The following is a 17560-nucleotide window of genomic DNA, read 5'->3' on the forward strand; positions in this document are numbered from 1 at the left end:
AGCGCACACGGTCAGACCTCGGGTGTCTCGGCGAGGACGACGTCGACGTGGAGGGGGCCGTCGCCGGCGACCACGGTCAGTTCTGCGATCCGGCCGGCGTCCACCAGGTCACCGCGCGCGGCCTCGACCGCCGCCATCCGCGCCTCGGACACGGTCACCGTCGTCGTCGCGACATCGGTGCGCATCGACGTCTTCGCATCCGACTTCGCCTTGCGGACGAGCGACAGCACCTCGGCCGCCGCCGACACCACCGCCGGGTCGCCACCGGCCGGCAGCTCGGTCGCGGTCGGCCACAGCGCACGGTGCACCGAGCCGGTCTGCCACCAGGACCAGACCTCCTCGGTCACGAACGGCAGCACCGGGGCGAGCAGCCGCAGCTGCACCGACAGCGCCAGCGCCAGCGTGGCCTGGGCGGAGGCCGCCGCGGCCCCGGAGCCGTACGCCCGGGTCTTCACCAGCTCCACGTAGTCGTCGCAGAAGGACCAGAAGAACGACTCGGTGACCTCGAGCGCCCGGGTGTAGTTGTAGGCCTCCATCGCCGCGGTGGCCTCGTCGACCACCTGCGCCAAGGAGGCGAGCAGCCCGCGGTCGATCGGCTCGGTGACCGCCTCGGCGGTCAGGTCGGGAGAGGCCCCCAGCCCCAGCACGAACTTGCCGATGTTGAGCACCTTCATGGCCAGCCGGCGGCCGACCTTCATCTGCGCCTCGTCGAACGGCGAGTCCGCTCCCGGCCGGGCACCGGCGGCGCGCCAGCGCACCGCGTCGGTGCCGTAGCGCTCCAGCACGTCGATCGGGGTGGTCGCGTTGCCCTTGGACTTCGACATCTTCTTGCGGTCGGGGTCGACCACGAAGCCGGAGATGGTCGCGTGCGTCCACGGCACCGTGCCGTGCTCGAAGTGCGCCCGGACGACGGTGGAGAACAGCCAGGTGCGGATGATGTCGTGCGCCTGCGGCCGCTGGTCCATCGGGAAGACGTGTGCGAACAGCTCCGGGTCGGTCTCCCAGCCCGAGGCGACCTGCGGCGACAGCGACGAGGTCGCCCAGGTGTCCATCACGTCGGGGTCGGCCATGAACCCGCCGGGCACGCCGCGCTGGTCGGCGGTGAACCCCTCGGGGACGTCGGAGGACGGGTCGACCGGCAGCGCCGACTCCGGCGCCAGGATCGGCGCGGAGTAGTCGGGCTCGCCCTCGGCGTCGAGGGAGTACCAGACCGGGAACGGCACACCGAAGAACCGCTGCCGGCTGATCAGCCAGTCCCCGTTGAGCCCCTCGACCCAGTTGTCGTAGCGGTGCCGCATGTGCTCGGGCACCCACTGGATCTCCCGGCCGCGGGCGAGCAGCGCGTCGCGCAGGTCGCCGTCCCGTCCGCCGTTGCGGATGTACCACTGCCGGGTGGTGACGATCTCCAGCGGGCGCTCGCCCTTCTCGAAGAACTTCACCGGGTGGGTGATCGGCTTCGGGTCGCCCGCCAGGTCGCCGGACTCGCGGAGCAGCTCCACGATCCGCTGCTGCGCGCTGAAGGAGGTCTTGCCGGCCAGCTCGCCGTACACGTCGGCGGGCACGTCGGCCGGCGGCTCGGCGAGGAAGCGGCCGTCCCAGCCGATGACGGCGCGGGTCGGCAGCTGCAGCTCCCGCCACCAGGTGACGTCGTTCAGGTCACCGAAGGTGCAGATCATCGCGATGCCCGAGCCCTTGTCCGGCTCGGCCAGCCGGTGGGCGACCACGGGGACCTCGACGCCGAACAGGGGAGTGGTGACCGTCGTCCCGAACAGCGGCTGGTAGCGCTCGTCGTCGGGGTGGGCGACCAGGGCCACGCACGCCGGCAGCAGCTCGGGCCGGGTGGTCTCGATGAAGACCGGGCCGTCCGCGGAGTGGAACCCGATCCGGTGGTAGGCGCCGGGGCGCTCCCGGTCCTCCAGCTCGGCCTGGGCGACCGCGGTGCGGAAGGTGACGTCCCAGAGGGTCGGTGCCTCCTGGGCGTAGGCCTCACCGCGGGCCAGGTTGTGCAGGAACATCTTCTGCGCGGTGGCCCGGGAGGACTCCGAGATGGTCCGGTACACACCTGCCCAGTCGACCGAGAGGCCGACCCGGCGCCACAACTTCTCGAACTCCGCCTCATCGACGGCGGTCAGCCGCTCGCACAGCTCGACGAAGTTGCGCCGGGAGATCGGCTGCTGGTCCTTGCCCGGCTTCTCCGGCGGCTGGAAGTCCTCGTCGTAGGGGAGCGAGGGGTCGCAGCGCACGCCGTAGTAGTTCTGCACCCGGCGCTCGGTGGGCAGGCCGTTGTCGTCCCAGCCCATCGGGTAGAAGACGTGCTTGCCGCGCATCCGCTGGTAGCGGGCGACGATGTCGGTGTGGGTGTAGCTGAACACGTGGCCCACGTGCAGCGACCCGCTCGCCGTGGGCGGCGGGGTGTCGATCGCGTAGGTCTGCGCGCGGGGTGCGGACAGCGCGGCGTCACGGTCGAAGGCATAGGTGTCGCCCTCGGCCCAGCGGGCCACCCACTTCTCCTCCAGCCCGTCGATCGAGGGCTTCTCGGGTACGCCGCCGGTGCTCCCCGGGGGAGTGCTGTCCAGGGATCGGGTGTCGGCAACCATGACTGGCATCCTAAGAGCGATGAGCACCTCCCTTTCCCGTGACCTGGCCCGGGTCGAGCAGGCGCTCCTGGCGCGGTGGCCGGAGAACCGGCTCGAGCCGTCGCTGACCCGCATCTCCGCCCTGGTCGACCTGCTCGGCTCCCCGCACCGGGCGATGCCCGTCGTCCAGGTGACCGGTACCAACGGCAAGACGACGACGGCGCGGATGGTCGACGAGCTGCTGCGCGGCTTCGGCCTGCGCGTCGGCCGGTTCACCAGCCCGCACCTGGAGTCGATGCGCGAGCGGATCGTGCTCGACGGCGAGCCGCTGCCGGCCGAGCGCTTCGTCGAGGTCTACGACGACGTCGCCCCCTACGTGCAGATGGTCGACGCGGGCAGCGACGTCCCGATGTCCTTCTTCGAGGTCATGGTCGCGATGGCCTACGCCGCCTTCGCCGAGGCGCCGGTGGACGTCGCAGTCGTCGAGGTCGGCATGGGGGGCACCTGGGACGCGACCACCGTCGCCGACGCCCGGGTCGCCGTCGTCACGCCCGTCTCGATGGACCACGCCGAGTACCTGGGGCCCGACGTCGCCACGATCGCCACCGAGAAGGCCGGGATCATCAAGCCGGCCACCGGGGACGGCGTGCTGCCCGACGGCCGACCGGACGGCGGTGTGGTCGCGGTGCTCGCCCACCAGCCGGCCGGCGCGCTGGAGGCGCTGGTGCGGCGGGCGATCGAGGTCGACGCGACCGTCGCCCGCGAGGGCACCGAGTTCGGCGTGCTGGAGCGGCGGGTCGCCGTCGGCGGCCAGCAGGTGCGGCTGCAGGGGCTGGGCGGTGAGTACGACGAGGTCTTCCTCCCGTTGTTCGGTGCGCACCAGGCGCAGAACGCCGCCGTGGCGCTGGCCGCGGTGGAGGCGTTCCTGGGCGCGGGGTCGGCCACCGGCCCGGTTGCCCAGGACGTCGTCCAGGAGTCCTTCGCCGCAGTGCGCTCGCCCGGGCGGCTGGAGCGGGTGCGCACCTCTCCGGCGGTGCTGGTCGACGCGGCGCACAACCCGGCCGGGATGGCGGCCACCGTCGAGGCGGTCCGGGAGTCCTTCGACTTCACCCGGCTGGTCGGCGTCGTCGGCTGCGTCCAGGGCAAGGACGTGAGCGGCATGCTGGCCGAGCTGGAGCCGCTGTGCGCCGAACTGGTGGTCACCCAGAACAGCTCCCCGCGGGCGATCCCGGCCGACGAGCTGGGGGCCCTGGCGGTCGACGTGTTCGGGGCCGACCGGGTCAGCGTGCACCCGCTGCTCACCGACGCGCTGGAGTCGGCGATGGAGCTGGCCGAGGCCGGTCCCGACGACGCACTCGGTGGGTCCGGCGTGCTGGTCACCGGCAGTGTGATCACCGCGGGGGAGGCCCGCAGCCTGCTCGGCGGCACGCGGTCGTGACGGCGCCCGACCCGGTGCGCGCCGGCAAGGCGCTGGGGGGAGCTGCCGCCGCGATCCTGCTGCTGGAGGGGATCGCCGTCCTCTTCGTGCCGCGCGGCATCGCGCAGACCGGGGAGGGGCTGACCAGCACCCGGCTCACGGTCGTGCTCGTCCTGGCCGTGTTGCTGATCCTGGCCAGCGGGGTGCAGCGCCGTCCGCAGGGTCTGGTCATCGGCACGGCACTGCAGGTGCCGCTGCTGCTCACCGGGCTGATCAGCGGGGCGATGTGGGTGGTCGGGGGCGTGTTCGTGCTGATCTGGCTGTACCTGCTCCAGGTCCGCAAGGAGCTGCTGGGCACGCCCTTCGGGCCGCCGCCGACCGCACCTCCGGCGCCGCCCGCCGGCTGACGGGAGCTCACGCCGCCGAGGCGTCCCCGAGCTGACCGCGCAGCCGGTCGGCGTCGGTGCCCACCTGCCGGAGCACCCGCGTCACGACCGGGTCGCCGACGGCCAGCAGCCCGGCGAGCAGGGCTCCGGTGTCGATGGCCCGGGCCCGTCGGCGCACCTTCGACCGGAGCACGTGCCGCAGCGACTCCTCGAGGGCGCGCTTGCTGCCGTCGGCGAAGGAGATGTGCCCGGCCGGCTCGCGAGCGCCGCGGTCCAGGGCGCCCGGGCCGAACGCGGACTCCGCGGCGGCGCGCACCTGGTCCAGGTCGATGCCCACGGTGGCGAGCGCGTCGGCGTCCAGGGCGCTGCCCGACCGGTCCAGAGCCGACCGGAGGGTCGGGTGGTCGGCGCCGGCGGCACGCAGCACCGCGCCGCCGCGGCCGGGGTCCTCGGCCAGGGCCAGCAGCAGGTGCACCGGGTCGATCTTCTCCGCCCGCAGCGTGCGGGCCTCCTCCTGGGCGACGACGACGGCCCGGCGGGCCTCGTCGGTGAAGCGCTCGAACACGTCAGCGGTCCCTTCTCGAGGTGGCGTGCTTCTTGTGGACGGCCTGCTTGCTGACGCCCAGGGCGTCGGCGATCTGCTGCCAGGACCAGCCGCGCGCCCGGGCGTTGCCGACCTGCAGCACCTCCAGGCGGTCGGCGAGGTCGCGGAGCGCACGGATGGCACGGAGCCCGGTGTCCGGGTCGTCGGCCGCGGCGGCGGTGGTGACGTCGGTGGGGGAGGCCATGTCGTCAACCTAGATTGACGGGCGTGAGGTGTCAACCTGGATTGACAGCCGAGGTCCCGTACGCTCCCGGGCGTGTCTGCACCCACTGCTGAGCGTTCGCTGGTCCTGATCAAGCCCGACGGCGTGGCCCGGGGCCTGGTCGGCCAGGTCATCGCCCGCCTGGAGGCCAAGGGCCTGCGCCTGGTCGCCGCCGAGCTGCGCACCCTGACCGCCGACGTCGCCGAGGAGCACTACGGCGAGCACCGCGAGCGGCCGTTCTTCGGCTCGCTGGTCGAGTTCATCACCGGGGGGCCGCTGCTGGCCCTCGTGGTCGAGGGCCCGCGCGCCATCGAGGCGTTCCGCGCGCTGGCCGGCGCGACCGACCCGGTGAAGGCCGCGCCCGGCACGATCCGCGGCGACTTCGCCCTCGAGGTGCAGGCCAACATCGTGCACGGCTCCGACTCGCCCGAGTCCGCCGCGCGCGAGATCGCGCTGTTCTTCCCCGCCCTCTGACACCCAGGGGCCAAAGTCGCGACTTTGGCCCCTGGCGAGAGCGGCTACCCTGGGCGGGTCATGACTGTCGAGTCTCTATACCCCCGCCTCGAGCCCCTCCTCGCCCAGGTGCAGAAGCCGATCCAGTACGTCGGCGGCGAGCTCAACGCCCAGGTGAAGCCGTGGGACGACGTCGCCGTCCACTGGGCGCTGATGTACCCCGACGCCTACGAGGTGGGCCTGCCCAACCAGGGCCTCATGATCCTGTACGAGGTGCTCAACGAGCGCCCCGACGCCCTGGCCGAGCGCACCTACGCCGTCTGGCCCGACCTCGCCGGGTTGATGCGCGAGCACGGCGTCGGTCAGTTCACCGTCGATGCGCACCGCCCGGTGCGGGAGTTCGACCTGCTGGGCGTCAGCTTCGCCACCGAGCTCGGGTACACCAACCTGCTCGAGGCGCTCGACCTCGCCGGCGTCCCGCTGCACGCGGTCGACCGCGACGAGAGCCACCCGGTGGTCGTCGCCGGCGGGCACGCCGCCTTCAACCCCGAGCCGGTCAGCGACTTCGTCGACTGCGCGGTGCTCGGGGACGGTGAGCAGGTCGTCGGGGACATCACCGACGTCGTCGCCGCCTGGAAGGAGCAGGGCCGCCCCGGTGGGCGGGTCGAGCTGCTGGCCCGGCTCTCCCGGGTCGACGGGGTCTACGTGCCCCGCTTCTACGCGGTCAGCTACGCCGCCGACGGCACGATCGCCGAGGTGCGCCGTACCCGGGACGACGTCCCGGCCCGCGTCGGCAAGCGCACGGTGATGGACCTCGACGAGTGGCCCTACCCCAAGCAGCCGCTGGTCCCGCTGGCCGAGAGCGTGCACGAGCGGATGAGCGTGGAGATCTTCCGCGGCTGCACCCGTGGCTGCCGCTTCTGCCAGGCCGGGATGATCACCCGCCCGGTCCGCGAGCGGACGATCACCGGCATCGGCTCGATGGTCGACGCCGGGCTCAAGGCCACCGGCTACGAGGAGGTGGGCCTGCTCTCGCTGAGCAGCGCCGACCACTCCGAGATCGGCCAGCTGGCCAAGGAGCTCGCCGACCGGTACGAGGGCACCAACACCGGCCTGTCGCTGCCCTCCACCCGGGTCGACGCCTTCAACGTCACCCTGGCCAACGAGCTCTCCCGCAACGGCCGCCGCTCCGGGCTGACCTTCGCGCCCGAGGGCGGCAGCGAGCGGATCCGCCGGGTGATCAACAAGACCGTGTCGAAGGAGGACCTGGTCCGCACGGTCACCACGGCGTACGCCAACGGCTGGCGCCAGGTGAAGCTCTACTTCATGTGCGGTCTGCCCACCGAGACCGACGAGGACGTGCTGGAGATCGCCGAGCTGGCGGTCGAGGTGATCCGCGCCGGCCGCGAGGCCAGTGGCACCAAGGACATCCGCTGCACCGTCTCCATCGGTGGCTTCGTGCCCAAGCCGCACACGCCCTTCCAGTGGGCGGCGCAGGCCAGTGCCGAGACGATCGACCACCGGCTGCGGATCCTGCGCGAGGCGATCAACGCCGACCGCCGGATCGGCCGCTCCATCGGTCTCCGCTACCACGACGGCAAGCCCGGCGTGATCGAGGGGCTGCTGTCCCGCGGTGACCGCCGGGTCGGTCGGGTCATCGAGCGGGTCTGGCGCGACGGCGGGCACTTCGACGGCTGGAGCGAGCACTTCTCCTACGACCGGTGGCAGACGGCTGCGGCCGAGGAGCTCGCTGCGTTCGGGCTCGACCTGGCCTGGTACACCACCCGGGAGCGCACCGAGCACGAGGTGCTGCCCTGGGACCACCTGGACTCCGGGCTGGACAAGGAGTGGCTCTGGGACGACTGGCAGGACGCGATCAGCGAGGACGAGGTCGGCGACTGCCGCTGGACCGGCTGCTACGACTGCGGTGTCTGCCCGACCATGGGCACTGACATCCAGATCGGGCCCACCGGGCGCAGCCTGCTGCCCCTGACCCCCGTCAACCGGTAGTGGCCCGCACCCCGGACGGCCCGCCGCCGCCGCCGACCGTGCAGAAGCTGCGGTTGCGCTACACCAAGCGCGGCCCGCTGCGGTTCGCCTCGCACCGCGACCTGGCCCGCGCCCTCGAGCGTGCGCTCCGTCGTGCCCAGGTGCCGATGGCGTTCTCCGCCGGGTTCAGCCCGCACCCGAAGATCTCCTACATGGGGGCGGCGCCGACCGGCACGGCCTCGGAGGCGGAGTACTTCGAGATCGGGCTGTCCGCGCGGCGCGACCCGGAGCAGGTGCGGGCCGCACTGGACGCCTCGCTGCCGCCGGGCATCGACGTCCTGGAGTGCGTCGAGGCCGTCGAGGGCAACGGCTCCCTGGCCGACCGGCTCGACGCCACCCGGTGGCGGATCGACCTGCCCGGGGTGGACGCCGACGAGCTCTCCGCCGCCGTGCAGACGTTCCTCGCCCATGAGGTGGTGCTGGTCGCGAAACGGACCAAGAACGGCACCAAGGACGTCGACGCGCGGGCCGCCGTCGTCTCGGCTGCAGTCTCCGTTGAGGCAGGTTGTGCCATACTGCTCCTGGTCGTACGGCAGCTCACGCCGACCGTTCGACCGGATGACGTGATGGCCGCTCTGGCTGCCGTCGCCGACCTGCACCCGCCGTTGCCCGCCCGGGCCGTGCGTGAGGCGCAGGGCCGGCTCGACGACAGTGGTGACGTCGCCGATCCGCTCGGGCCCGACCGCGTGGCCAGTTCCCGCTGCCAGGGGGAGCCGGCTCAGGTCTGACCCGGTGGACCCGGATGCGCCCGGCGTCGCCCGCGACACGTCTGCCAGCCGTGGCGCTGCACCACCCGATCTCTGCACCACCTGATCTCTGCACCACCTGAGCTCTCGGACCACCGCACCACCCGTGTTCAGCACGCTGCACCACCGGGCCCCAGCCGCACCGGCCGGGGCGCGGACCCAGACTTCGCGGGTCGGGCAGAACCGCCGCTCCCAGTGGCCGCCCGATCCGCCCAACCCACGTTCCTGCGCGGCCGCCAGTCGGAGACGATCGGCGCCCGGGGACGCACAGGAGGCGAGCCCTTCGTGGCCGACCACGACGACAACGAGAACAGCACCGACCTGGGCATCGCGGAGGGATCGACGCCGCCCGCCGATCTGCTCGGCGGCCCGGCGGACCCGGTCGAGAGCGGAGGCCCGCTCGGCGGGCCGGACGACGAGCCGACCGCCGAGGACCTCTCCGAGGAGCCGGCGGAGATCCCGATCGCCGAGGCGGTGACGCCCCAGCCGGAGCACGAGCTCCCGAGGTTCGGCGCACAGTTCAGCTCACCCGAGCCCACCACCGTCACCGCCCGGCCCCGCCGCCGGGCGACGCGGCCGGCCGTGACCGCCGACCCCGACTCGGTCGAGCCGCCCGCGCCGCAGGTCACCCACGTCGCCCCCGCCTTCGTCAGCTTCGTGGCCCCCGAGCCCGAGGTCGCCGCACCGCGCCGCCGCAGCCGCCGTCCCCAGGCCGAGTCGCCGAGCGAGTCGACCGAGGTGGACACCGGCCGGACCGACGAGCGGCCGGCCACCGACGAGCGGGACGCCGAGCAGGCACCGCCGCGGCGTTCCCGCAGCCGTCGCCGCACTGCGGCCGAGAGCGAGCCGATCGAGGCCGAGGACACCGGGAGCACCGAGACCGAGGAGCGGGACGCCGAGCAGGCACCGCCGCGGCGCTCCCGCGGCCGTCGCCGCAGTGCGGCCGAGAGCGAGCCGATCGAGACCGAGGACACCGAGACCGAGGACACCGAGACCGAGGACACCGAGACCGAGGACACCGAGACCGAGGAGCCGGACGCCGAGGACTCCGACGACCGCGACGGCGAGGACGGCGGTTCCTCGGGCAGCCGTCGCCGGCGCCGGGGCCGTCGGGGCCGCGGCCGCGGACGCACCGGTGAGGACGCCACCGACGGCGACCGCGACGACGAGGACACCGACGTCGAGACCCCGGCCGTCGCCGACGCATCCGACGACAGCAGCGAGCGCGACGGCAGCGAGCGCGACGGCCAGGACGACGACAACGAGGACGACGACGCTGCCGAGGGCGGTTCGGGGTCCAGCACCCGACGTCGTCGCCGTCGCCGTCGCCGCGGCAGCAGCGGCGAGAGCGGCAGCGACGAGACCGCCGAAGACGCCGACGACCGGCCGGAGCGCGCGGGCCGCAACGGCCGCACCTCCAGCGACGACGACGTCCGGGGCGTGGCGGGCTCCACCCGGCTCGAGGCCAAGCGCCAGCGCCGTCGTGAGGGCCGCGACGGTGGCCGTCGCCGCGCGCCGATCCTGAGCGAGTCGGAGTTCCTGGCGCGGCGCGAGGCCGTGGACCGGGCGATGGTCATCCGGCAGCAGGGCGAGCGCACCCAGATCGCCGTCCTGGAGGACGACGTCCTCGTCGAGCACTACGTCACCCAGGCGCAGGCGACCTCGTTCGCGGGCAACGTCTACCTGGGCCGTGTGCAGAACGTGCTGCCCAGCATGGAGGCCGCCTTCGTCGACGTCGGCAAGGGCCGCAACGCCGTCCTGTACGCCGGCGAGGTCAACTGGGACGCCGCCGGTCTGTCCGGCAAGTCCCGGTCGATCGAGACCGCGCTCAAGTCCGGCGACAAGGTCCTGGTCCAGGTCACCAAGGACCCGATCGGCCACAAGGGCGCCCGGCTGACCCAGCAGGTCAACCTGCCCGGCCGCTTCCTGGTCTACGTGCCCGGTGGCTCGATGACCGGCATCAGCCGCAAGCTGCCGGACAAGGAGCGCCAGCGGCTCAAGGACATCCTGAAGAAGATCGTCCCCGAGGACGCCGGCGTCATCATCCGCACGGCCGCGGAGGGCGCTTCCGAGGAGGAGCTCACCCGCGACGTGGCCCGGCTGCAGGCGCAGTGGGAGGTCATCCAGACCAAGGCGTCCTCGACCAGCAACGCGCCGACGCTGCTCTACGGCGAGCCGGACCTGGCCATCCGCGTGATCCGCGACGTCTTCAACGAGGACTTCAAGCGGCTGGTCGTCCAGGGCGACGACGCCTGGGACACCGTCGAGGCCTACGTCGCGCACGTCTCCCCGGAGCTGTCCGAGCGACTGCAGCGCTACACCGGCACCGGCGACGTCTTCCGCGACCTGCGGATCGACGAGCAGCTGATGAAGGCCCTCGACCGCAAGGTGTGGCTGCCCTCGGGTGGCTCGCTGGTCATCGACCGCACCGAGGCCATGACGGTCGTCGACGTGAACACCGGCAAGTTCGTCGGGTCCGGCGGCAACCTCGAGCAGACCGTCACCCGCAACAACATCGAGGCCGCCGAGGAGATCGTCCGCCAGCTCCGGCTGCGCGACATCGGCGGGATCATCGTCATCGACTTCATCGACATGGTCCTGGAGAGCAACCGCGACCTCGTGCTGCGGCGGCTCACCGAGTGCCTCGGCCGCGACCGCACCAAGCACCAGGTCGCCGAGGTCACCTCGCTGGGCCTGGTGCAGATGACCCGCAAGCGCGTGGGCCAGGGCCTGCTGGAGGTCTTCTCCGAGCCGTGCGAGCACTGCCGCGGCCGGGGTGTCCTGGTGCACGTCGACCCGGTGGACGACAAGAAGCGGTCCAGCGGGAACGGTGGCGCGGGCAACGGCGCAGGCAACGGTGGCGCCGGCAACGGTGGCGGCGGGCGCAACCGGGGTGACTCGGGCAACGGCTCGGGCGCCTCGGGCAGTGGCTCCGGCACCGCGTCGGGCTCCGGCCGCGACAAGGGCCGGAACGACCGGGCCAAGGACGCCGACGTCGTGACCCCCGAGGTCGAGGAGACGGCGCCCGCGACCGAGCAGGAGGCCACCCCGACGCCGGCGGCCGAGGCCCCGGAGACCGACGGGACCGAGACCGGCGGCGGTCGCGGCCGACGCAGCCGCGGCGGCCGGGACCGTGGCGCCCGCGACGGCGGCACCAAGGACCGTGGTCCCGCGGACACCGGTGCGCCGGACGCCGCTCCCCAGGAGGAGCAGGGCGCAGCGGTGACCGAGACGCCGGAGACCGTGGAGGGGGGCACTGCGACGTCACGTCGCGAGGACCCGGCCGCCGGCTGGGACGTCGCGGACGCCATGGCGCTGCAGGGCGGGGCGTCCTTCGACGAGCCGGCCGTGGCGGAGCCGGATGCCGAGCCGGAGATCGAGCCGGTCGACGAGGGTCTGGGTCGCCGCAGCCGGGGTCGCCGTGGACGCGGGCAGTCTCCCGAGGCCCGGGCGGCCGAGGACGCTCCCGGCACCGGGACTCCTGGCACCGGGGCGCCCGCTGCCGAGGAGCCGACGCCGGACAGCGTCCTGGCGGCGGTGGTGGCCCCACCGGCCGAGCCGGAGGCCGCGGCCCCCGCCGAGGACCGGTCGGAGCCGACCGTCGTCGTGGCACCCCAGCCGGTCGCCGAGCCCGCGGCCGCCCCGGAGGTCCCGGCGGCCCGGCCGCGGCGCCGCAGGGCCGCCTCGCGGCCCGCAGGCCCGCCGGCCTGATCGAGGGGCCCGGTGCCCCCACCGCGGGCGAGCTCGCGGTGGGGGCACGGGGCCGACCGGGTCGACCGCACGCGGTTCGACCCGGGCACGACGCCTCGGGTACGCTGGACGGGTTGCTCCACCACGGGCCGTGCACTCCGGTGCCGCCTGGGAGGCGCGAGCAGCACGTCCAGCACTCGGCCCTCGTGGCGGTCGTGCGCGCAGGACAACAGTGCTGGACACATGGAATCGATCGAGGAGTCAGTGGTGTACGCAGTCGTCAAGGCCGGTGGAGCGCAGCACAAGGTGGGTGTCGGTGACACGTTCACCATCAACCGCCTGAGCGGGGAGGCCGGTGACACCGTCACCCTTCCGGCCATCCTGCTGGTCGACGGCGACACCGTCACCTCCGACGCTCAGACGCTCGCCGGTGTCACCGTGACCGGCGAGATCGTCGAGCACGGCAAGGGCCCGAAGATCCACATCCACAAGTTCAAGAACAAGACGGGCTACCACAAGCGCCAGGGGCACCGTCAGCCCCTGACCAGCGTCGTGGTCCGCGACATCACGAAGGGCTGACGACATGGCACACAAGAAGGGCGCATCGTCGTCCCGTAACGGTCGCGACTCCAACGCCCAGCGCCTGGGCGTCAAGCGCTTCGGTGGTCAGGTCGTCAAGGCCGGCGAGATCATCGTCCGCCAGCGCGGCACCCACTTCCACCCGGGTCTCGGCGTCGGCCGCGGCAAGGACGACACCCTGTTCGCCCTCGTCCCCGGCGCGGTGACCTTCGGCTTCCGCCGCGGCCGCCGCGAGGTCGCCATCACCGCCGTCGGCGCCCCGGTGGCTGCCCGCGAGACCGTCTCGGTCTGAGCACCACCCAGTTCCACCAGCTCTGACTGGGTGGCGGCGCCGGAGTCCGGCGCCGCCACCCGTTTCCCTTTCCGGACAGTTCGGCCGTAGCGCAGAGAGGCGGCGATCATGGCCGCTTTCGTCGACCGCGTGACGGTCCACGTCTCGGCAGGCAAGGGTGCCAACGGGGTCAGCTCCGTGCACCGCGAGAAGTTCAAGCCGCTGGGCGGTCCCGACGGGGGCGACGGGGGTGACGGCGGCGACGTCGTCCTCCAGGTCGACTCCAGCGTGCACACCCTGCTGGACTTCCACCACCGCCCGCACCAGAAGGCCGGCAACGGCAAGCAGGCAGCCGGCGACTACCGCAACGGCGGACGCGGGGCCGACCTCGTCCTCGGCGTCCCCTCCGGCACGGTCGTGACCGTCGGCGGTCAGGTCGTCGCCGACCTGGTCGGCGCGGGCGCCCGCCTCGTGCTCGCCCGCGGCGGCAAGGGCGGGCTGGGCAACGCCGCACTCGCCAACGCGCGCCGCAAGGCACCCGGTTTCGCGCTGCTCGGCGAGCCCGGTGACGCCGTGGACGCCGTCCTCGAGCTGAAGAGCATCGCCGACGTCGGGCTGGTCGGGTACCCCTCGGCCGGCAAGTCCTCGCTGGTGGCCTCGATGTCCGCGGCCCGGCCGAAGATCGCCGACTACCCCTTCACCACGCTGGTCCCGCAGCTGGGCGTGATCCGCTCCGGTGACACGACCTACACGATGGCCGACGTCCCCGGCCTGATCCCCGGCGCGTCCGTGGGCAAGGGGCTGGGCCTGGAGTTCCTGCGGCACGTCGAGCGCTGCGCCGTGCTGGTGCACGTGGTCGACATGGCGACGATGGAGCCCGGCCGCGACCCGGAGACCGACATCGAGGCCCTCGAGCACGAGCTGCGCGAGTACGGCGGCGAGGAGCTCGACCTGGTCGGCCGGCTCCGGATCGCCGTGCTCAACAAGATCGACGTCCCGGACGGCCGCGAACTGGTCGACCTGGTGCGCAGCTCGCTGGAGGCGCGGGGGCTGAAGGTCTTCCCGATCAGCGCGGCCACCGGGGAAGGCGTGACCGAGCTGGGCTACGCGCTGGCGGCCGCCGTCGAGGAGCACCGGGCCTCGCTGCCCGACCTCCCGCCGGCACCGATCACGATCACCCCGCGCGCGGTCGACGACGGCGGCTTCACCGTCGAGCCCGACCCCCGCACCGACGGGTGGGTCGTGCTCGGGGTGCGCCCGGAGCGCTGGGTCCGGCAGACCGACTTCAACAACGACGAGGCTGTGGGCTACCTCGCCGACCGGCTCAACCGGCTGGGTGTGGAGGACGAGTTGGCGAAGGCCGGCGCCGTCCCCGGTGATGCGATCACCGTCGGCGACGTCACCTTCGACTGGGAGCCCACCCTGCCGGCCGGCACGCTCACCATCGAGGAGACCGCGGGCCTGGGTGGTCGGGGCACCGACACCCGGCTCGAGGACAACTCGCGCCCCTCGGCCGACGAGCGACTGCTCGCCAAGAAGGCACGGCGGCTGCCGTACGAGGTGGCCGAGGGGGACGGCTGGGTCGACGCCGACCTCCTCGACGACGCCGACCGGTGACCGCCCGCGCGGAGATCGCCGCCGCGCAGCGGGTGGTGGTCAAGGTCGGGTCCTCGTCGCTGACCACCCTGCCCGGCGGGCTGGACGAGACCCGGCTGCGGGCGCTGGTCGACGTCCTCGGCGCGCTCCGCGCCGCCGGGCGGCAGGTCGTGCTCGTCTCCTCGGGCGCGATCGCCGCCGGGCTGGCGCCGCTGGGGCTGGCCGGCCGCCCCCGTGACCTGGCCACCGCGCAGGCGGCCGCCAGCGTCGGGCAGCTGCGGCTGGTGCAGACCTACGCCGACGCCTTCACCGCCCATGACGTGACCGTCGGCCAGGTGCTGCTCACCGCCGACGACCTGACCCGGCGCAGCCACTACCGCAACGCCCAGCAGACGATCGAGCGGCTGCTGGCCCTCGGTGTGCTGCCGATCGTCAACGAGAACGACACGGTCGCCACCGAGGAGATCCGGTTCGGCGACAACGACCGGCTCGCCGCGCTGGTCGCCCACGTGGCCATGGCCGATGCCCTGCTGCTGCTCTCCGACGTGGACGGCGTCTACGACGGCGATCCGCGCACCGGCCCGGCCGCGCTGGTCGACACGGTGCGCGGCCCGGCCGACCTGGCGGCGGTCACGCTCGGCTCGGCCAGCCGCAACGGCGTCGGCACCGGCGGGATGGCCACCAAGGTGGAGGCCGCCCTCATCGCCTCGGCGGCCGGAGTGCCCGTGGTGGTCACCTCCACCGCGCAGGCGGCGGACGCGCTGGCCGGTGAGCGGGTGGGCACCCTGTTCGCCCCGACCGGGCGTCGTCCCTCGGCCCGGCAGTTCTGGCTCCGTTACGCCAGCCGGCCGCGCGGCCGGGTGCTGCTGGACGAGGGAGCGGTGCGCGCCGTCCGCGAGCGGCACGCGTCGCTGCTGGCCGCGGGCATCACCGGGGTGACCGGGGAGTTCCTCGCCGACGACCCGGTGGAGCTGGTCGGCCCGGACGGCGAGGTGATCGCCCGCGGCCTGGTCGCCTACGACGCGCGCGAGCTGCCGGCGCTGCTGGGCCGCAAGACCGGTGACCTGGACCCCGAGTACCGCCGGGAGGTCGTCCACCGCGACGAGATGGTCCTCGTCGGGCGCGCCACCCGGGGCTGAGAGACTGGTGCGGTGACCGTTCGCCCCATCCGCGAGATCGGCGACCCGGTGCTGCGCACCCCGGCCGACCCGATCCGCGCCTTCGACAAGGACCTCGCCGCGCTCGTCCGCGACCTGGAGGAGACCGTCGACCACCCCGGCCGGGCCGGCGTGGCGGCGACCCAGATCGGGGTGGGTCTGCGGGTCTTCTCCTACAACGTGGACGGCGTCATCGGGCACCTGGTGAACCCGGTGATCACCGAGCGCAGCGAGGAGACCCAGGACGACGACGAGGGCTGTCTGTCGATCCCGGGGCTCTACGCCCCCACCGTGCGGGCGATGCACTGCGTGGCCGAGGGGTTCGACGTGCACGGTGAGCCGCTCCGCATCGAGGGCAGCGGACTGCTGGCCCGCTGTCTGCAGCACGAGGTCGACCACCTCGACGGCAAGCTCTTCGTCGACCGGCTGACCGGCGATGCCCGCAAGCAGGTGCTCCGCGCCCTCCGCACCTGAGGGCTCCGCCACCCCAGGCAAAGGAAGCTCTTCACCCGGTCTGGGCTCCGGAACCGGGTGGAAAGCCTCCTATGCCTCCGTCGGCGGCCGCGTAACCTCGACGCGTGTCCGACGTCGACTTCCCGCTGATCGGGGCCGCCGCGGTCCGCGCCCGTGCGGCCGCCCGCGTGCTCCGCACCCTGCCGACCGAGACCAAGGACGCCGCGCTCACCGCGATGGCGCAGGCGCTGCTGGAGCGGGCCGACGAGGTGCTCGCCGCCAACGCCGCCGACGTCGAGGCCGCCGCGGCGGACGGCACGCCGGCCTCGGTGCTGGACCGGCTGCGGCTGGACCCGGCCCGGTTGGCCGCGGTCGCCGACGCCCTGCGGCACCTGGTCTCGTTGCCCGACCCGGTCGGCGACGTCGTCCGCGGGTCGACGCTGGCCAACGGGTTGCAGCTGCGGCAGGTGCGGGTGCCGCTCGGTGTGGTCGGGATCGTCTACGAGGCCCGGCCCAACGTCACCGTCGACGCAGCCGGGCTCTGCCTGAAGAGCGGGAACGCGGCGCTGCTGCGCGGGTCCGGCTCGGCGCACCGCACCAACACCGCGCTGGTCGCCGTCCTCACCGAGGCCGCCGAGAAGGCTGGGCTGCCGGCCGGGTCGATCGCGCTGCTGCCTGCGGACCGCGCCTCGGTCGGTGAGCTGCTCAACGCCCGCGGGCTGGTCGACGTCGTCATCCCGCGCGGTGGCGCCTCGCTGATCGACCGGGTGGTCCGCGAGGCGACCGTGCCGGTGATCGAGACCGGCGTCGGCAACTGCCACGTGTACGTCGACGCCTCCGCCGACCCGGCGATGGCCGAGGCGATCGTGCTGAACGCCAAGACCTCGCGGGTCAGCGTCTGCAACTCCGCGGAGACCCTGCTGGTGCACCGGGACGTCGCGTTCCTGCCCCGGCTGCTGGCCGCGCTGGCCGACGCCGGGGTCACCCTGCACGGCGACGAGGCCGCCCGCCGGGCGCACGAAGGCGTCGTCCCCGCCACCGACGAGGACTGGGCCACCGAGTACCTGTCGCTGGACATGGCCGTGCGGGTCGTGGACGACCTCCCCGGCGCGCTGGACCACATCAGCCGGTGGGGGAGCGGGCACAGCGAGGCGATCGTCGCCGACTCCGCCCGGGCGATCGCCGAGTTCACCGCCGGCGTCGACGCCGCCGCGGTGCTGGTCAACGCCTCCACCCGGTTCACCGACGGCGGCGAGTTCGGGTTCGGCGCCGAGATCGGCATCTCCACCCAGAAGCTGCACGCCCGCGGTCCGCTCGGGCTGCCGGAGCTCACCTCCACCACCTACGTCGTCACCGGCAACGGCCACACCCGCTGACCCGG

Annotated in this window: 15 protein-coding genes; 12 read left to right on the plus strand and 3 right to left on the minus strand. The window is 73.5% G+C overall.

What is annotated here, in order from left to right; all coding sequences use genetic code 11:
* Positions 1 to 11: 11 nt before the first annotated feature.
* Positions 12 to 2597, minus strand: coding sequence for a valine--tRNA ligase (gene valS, locus O2V61_RS06155; protein ID WP_269182428.1), 2586 nt, complete (start codon positions 2595 to 2597; stop codon positions 12 to 14).
* 19 nt (positions 2598 to 2616) lie between these two features.
* On the opposite strand from valS, the gene O2V61_RS06160 reads away from it, so the two are divergent.
* Complete coding sequence (locus O2V61_RS06160; RefSeq protein ID WP_269182429.1) at positions 2617 to 4014, plus strand: bifunctional folylpolyglutamate synthase/dihydrofolate synthase; 1398 nt, start codon at positions 2617 to 2619, stop codon at positions 4012 to 4014.
* Positions 4011 to 4400 (plus strand): DUF4233 domain-containing protein, encoded by a 390-nt coding sequence (locus O2V61_RS06165; protein ID WP_269182430.1) that lies wholly within the window; start codon positions 4011 to 4013, stop codon positions 4398 to 4400. Before O2V61_RS06160 ends, O2V61_RS06165 begins: the two co-directional genes overlap by 4 nt.
* A 7-nt stretch (positions 4401 to 4407) precedes the next feature.
* Here O2V61_RS06165 and O2V61_RS06170 read toward each other — a convergent pair whose 3' ends face one another.
* Entirely contained in the window at positions 4408 to 4944 is a 537-nt protein-coding gene (locus tag O2V61_RS06170) for a Clp protease N-terminal domain-containing protein (protein WP_269182431.1), read from the minus strand.
* 1 nt (position 4945) lies between these two features.
* Positions 4946 to 5167 carry a helix-turn-helix domain-containing protein gene (locus tag O2V61_RS06175; protein ID WP_036336706.1) on the minus strand — a complete coding sequence of 74 codons (222 nt, stop codon included), beginning with the start codon at positions 5165 to 5167 and terminating at the stop codon, positions 4946 to 4948.
* A 72-nt stretch (positions 5168 to 5239) separates the two neighbouring features.
* Between O2V61_RS06175 and ndk the strand changes: the two genes are divergently transcribed.
* The 10 genes from ndk (at position 5240) to O2V61_RS06225 (ending at position 17555) form a co-directional block, all read left to right on the plus strand.
* Positions 5240 to 5659 carry a nucleoside-diphosphate kinase gene (gene ndk, locus O2V61_RS06180; RefSeq protein WP_269182432.1) on the plus strand — a complete coding sequence of 140 codons (420 nt, stop codon included), beginning with the start codon at positions 5240 to 5242 and terminating at the stop codon, positions 5657 to 5659.
* A gap of 60 nt (positions 5660 to 5719) precedes the next feature.
* A complete protein-coding gene (locus O2V61_RS06185) occupies positions 5720 to 7648 on the plus strand; it encodes a TIGR03960 family B12-binding radical SAM protein (RefSeq protein WP_269182433.1) in 1929 nt (642 codons plus the stop codon).
* Positions 7648 to 8415: a TIGR03936 family radical SAM-associated protein gene (locus O2V61_RS06190; RefSeq protein WP_269182434.1), complete on the plus strand. Its 768-nt coding sequence runs from the start codon at positions 7648 to 7650 to the stop codon at positions 8413 to 8415. The genes O2V61_RS06185 and O2V61_RS06190 overlap by 1 nt, the downstream gene beginning before the upstream one ends.
* Positions 8416 to 8718: 303 nt before the next feature.
* Entirely contained in the window at positions 8719 to 12144 is a 3426-nt protein-coding gene (locus O2V61_RS06195; RefSeq protein ID WP_269182435.1) for an Rne/Rng family ribonuclease, read from the plus strand.
* A gap of 246 nt (positions 12145 to 12390) precedes the next feature.
* On the plus strand, positions 12391 to 12702 hold the full coding sequence (gene rplU, locus O2V61_RS06200) for a 50S ribosomal protein L21 (protein WP_269157473.1): 312 nt from the start codon (positions 12391 to 12393) through the stop codon (positions 12700 to 12702).
* Positions 12703 to 12706: 4 nt separating this feature from the next.
* A complete protein-coding gene (rpmA, locus tag O2V61_RS06205) occupies positions 12707 to 12994 on the plus strand; it encodes a 50S ribosomal protein L27 (RefSeq protein ID WP_166757520.1) in 288 nt (95 codons plus the stop codon).
* A 108-nt stretch (positions 12995 to 13102) separates the two neighbouring features.
* Entirely contained in the window at positions 13103 to 14590 is a 1488-nt protein-coding gene (gene obgE, locus O2V61_RS06210; protein WP_269182436.1) for a GTPase ObgE, read from the plus strand.
* Positions 14587 to 15708 carry a glutamate 5-kinase gene (gene proB, locus O2V61_RS06215; RefSeq protein WP_269182437.1) on the plus strand — a complete coding sequence of 374 codons (1122 nt, stop codon included), beginning with the start codon at positions 14587 to 14589 and terminating at the stop codon, positions 15706 to 15708. The genes obgE and proB overlap by 4 nt, the downstream gene beginning before the upstream one ends.
* 12 nt (positions 15709 to 15720) lie before the next feature.
* Positions 15721 to 16200, plus strand: coding sequence for a peptide deformylase (def, locus tag O2V61_RS06220; RefSeq protein WP_269182438.1), 480 nt, complete (start codon positions 15721 to 15723; stop codon positions 16198 to 16200).
* Between the two features lie 104 nt (positions 16201 to 16304).
* Positions 16305 to 17555: a glutamate-5-semialdehyde dehydrogenase gene (locus O2V61_RS06225; protein WP_269182439.1), complete on the plus strand. Its 1251-nt coding sequence runs from the start codon at positions 16305 to 16307 to the stop codon at positions 17553 to 17555.
* Positions 17556 to 17560 lie beyond the last annotated feature (5 nt).

Source organism: Modestobacter sp. VKM Ac-2985 (assembly GCF_026967925.1).
Taxonomy (GTDB): Bacteria; Actinomycetota; Actinomycetes; order Mycobacteriales; family Geodermatophilaceae; genus Modestobacter.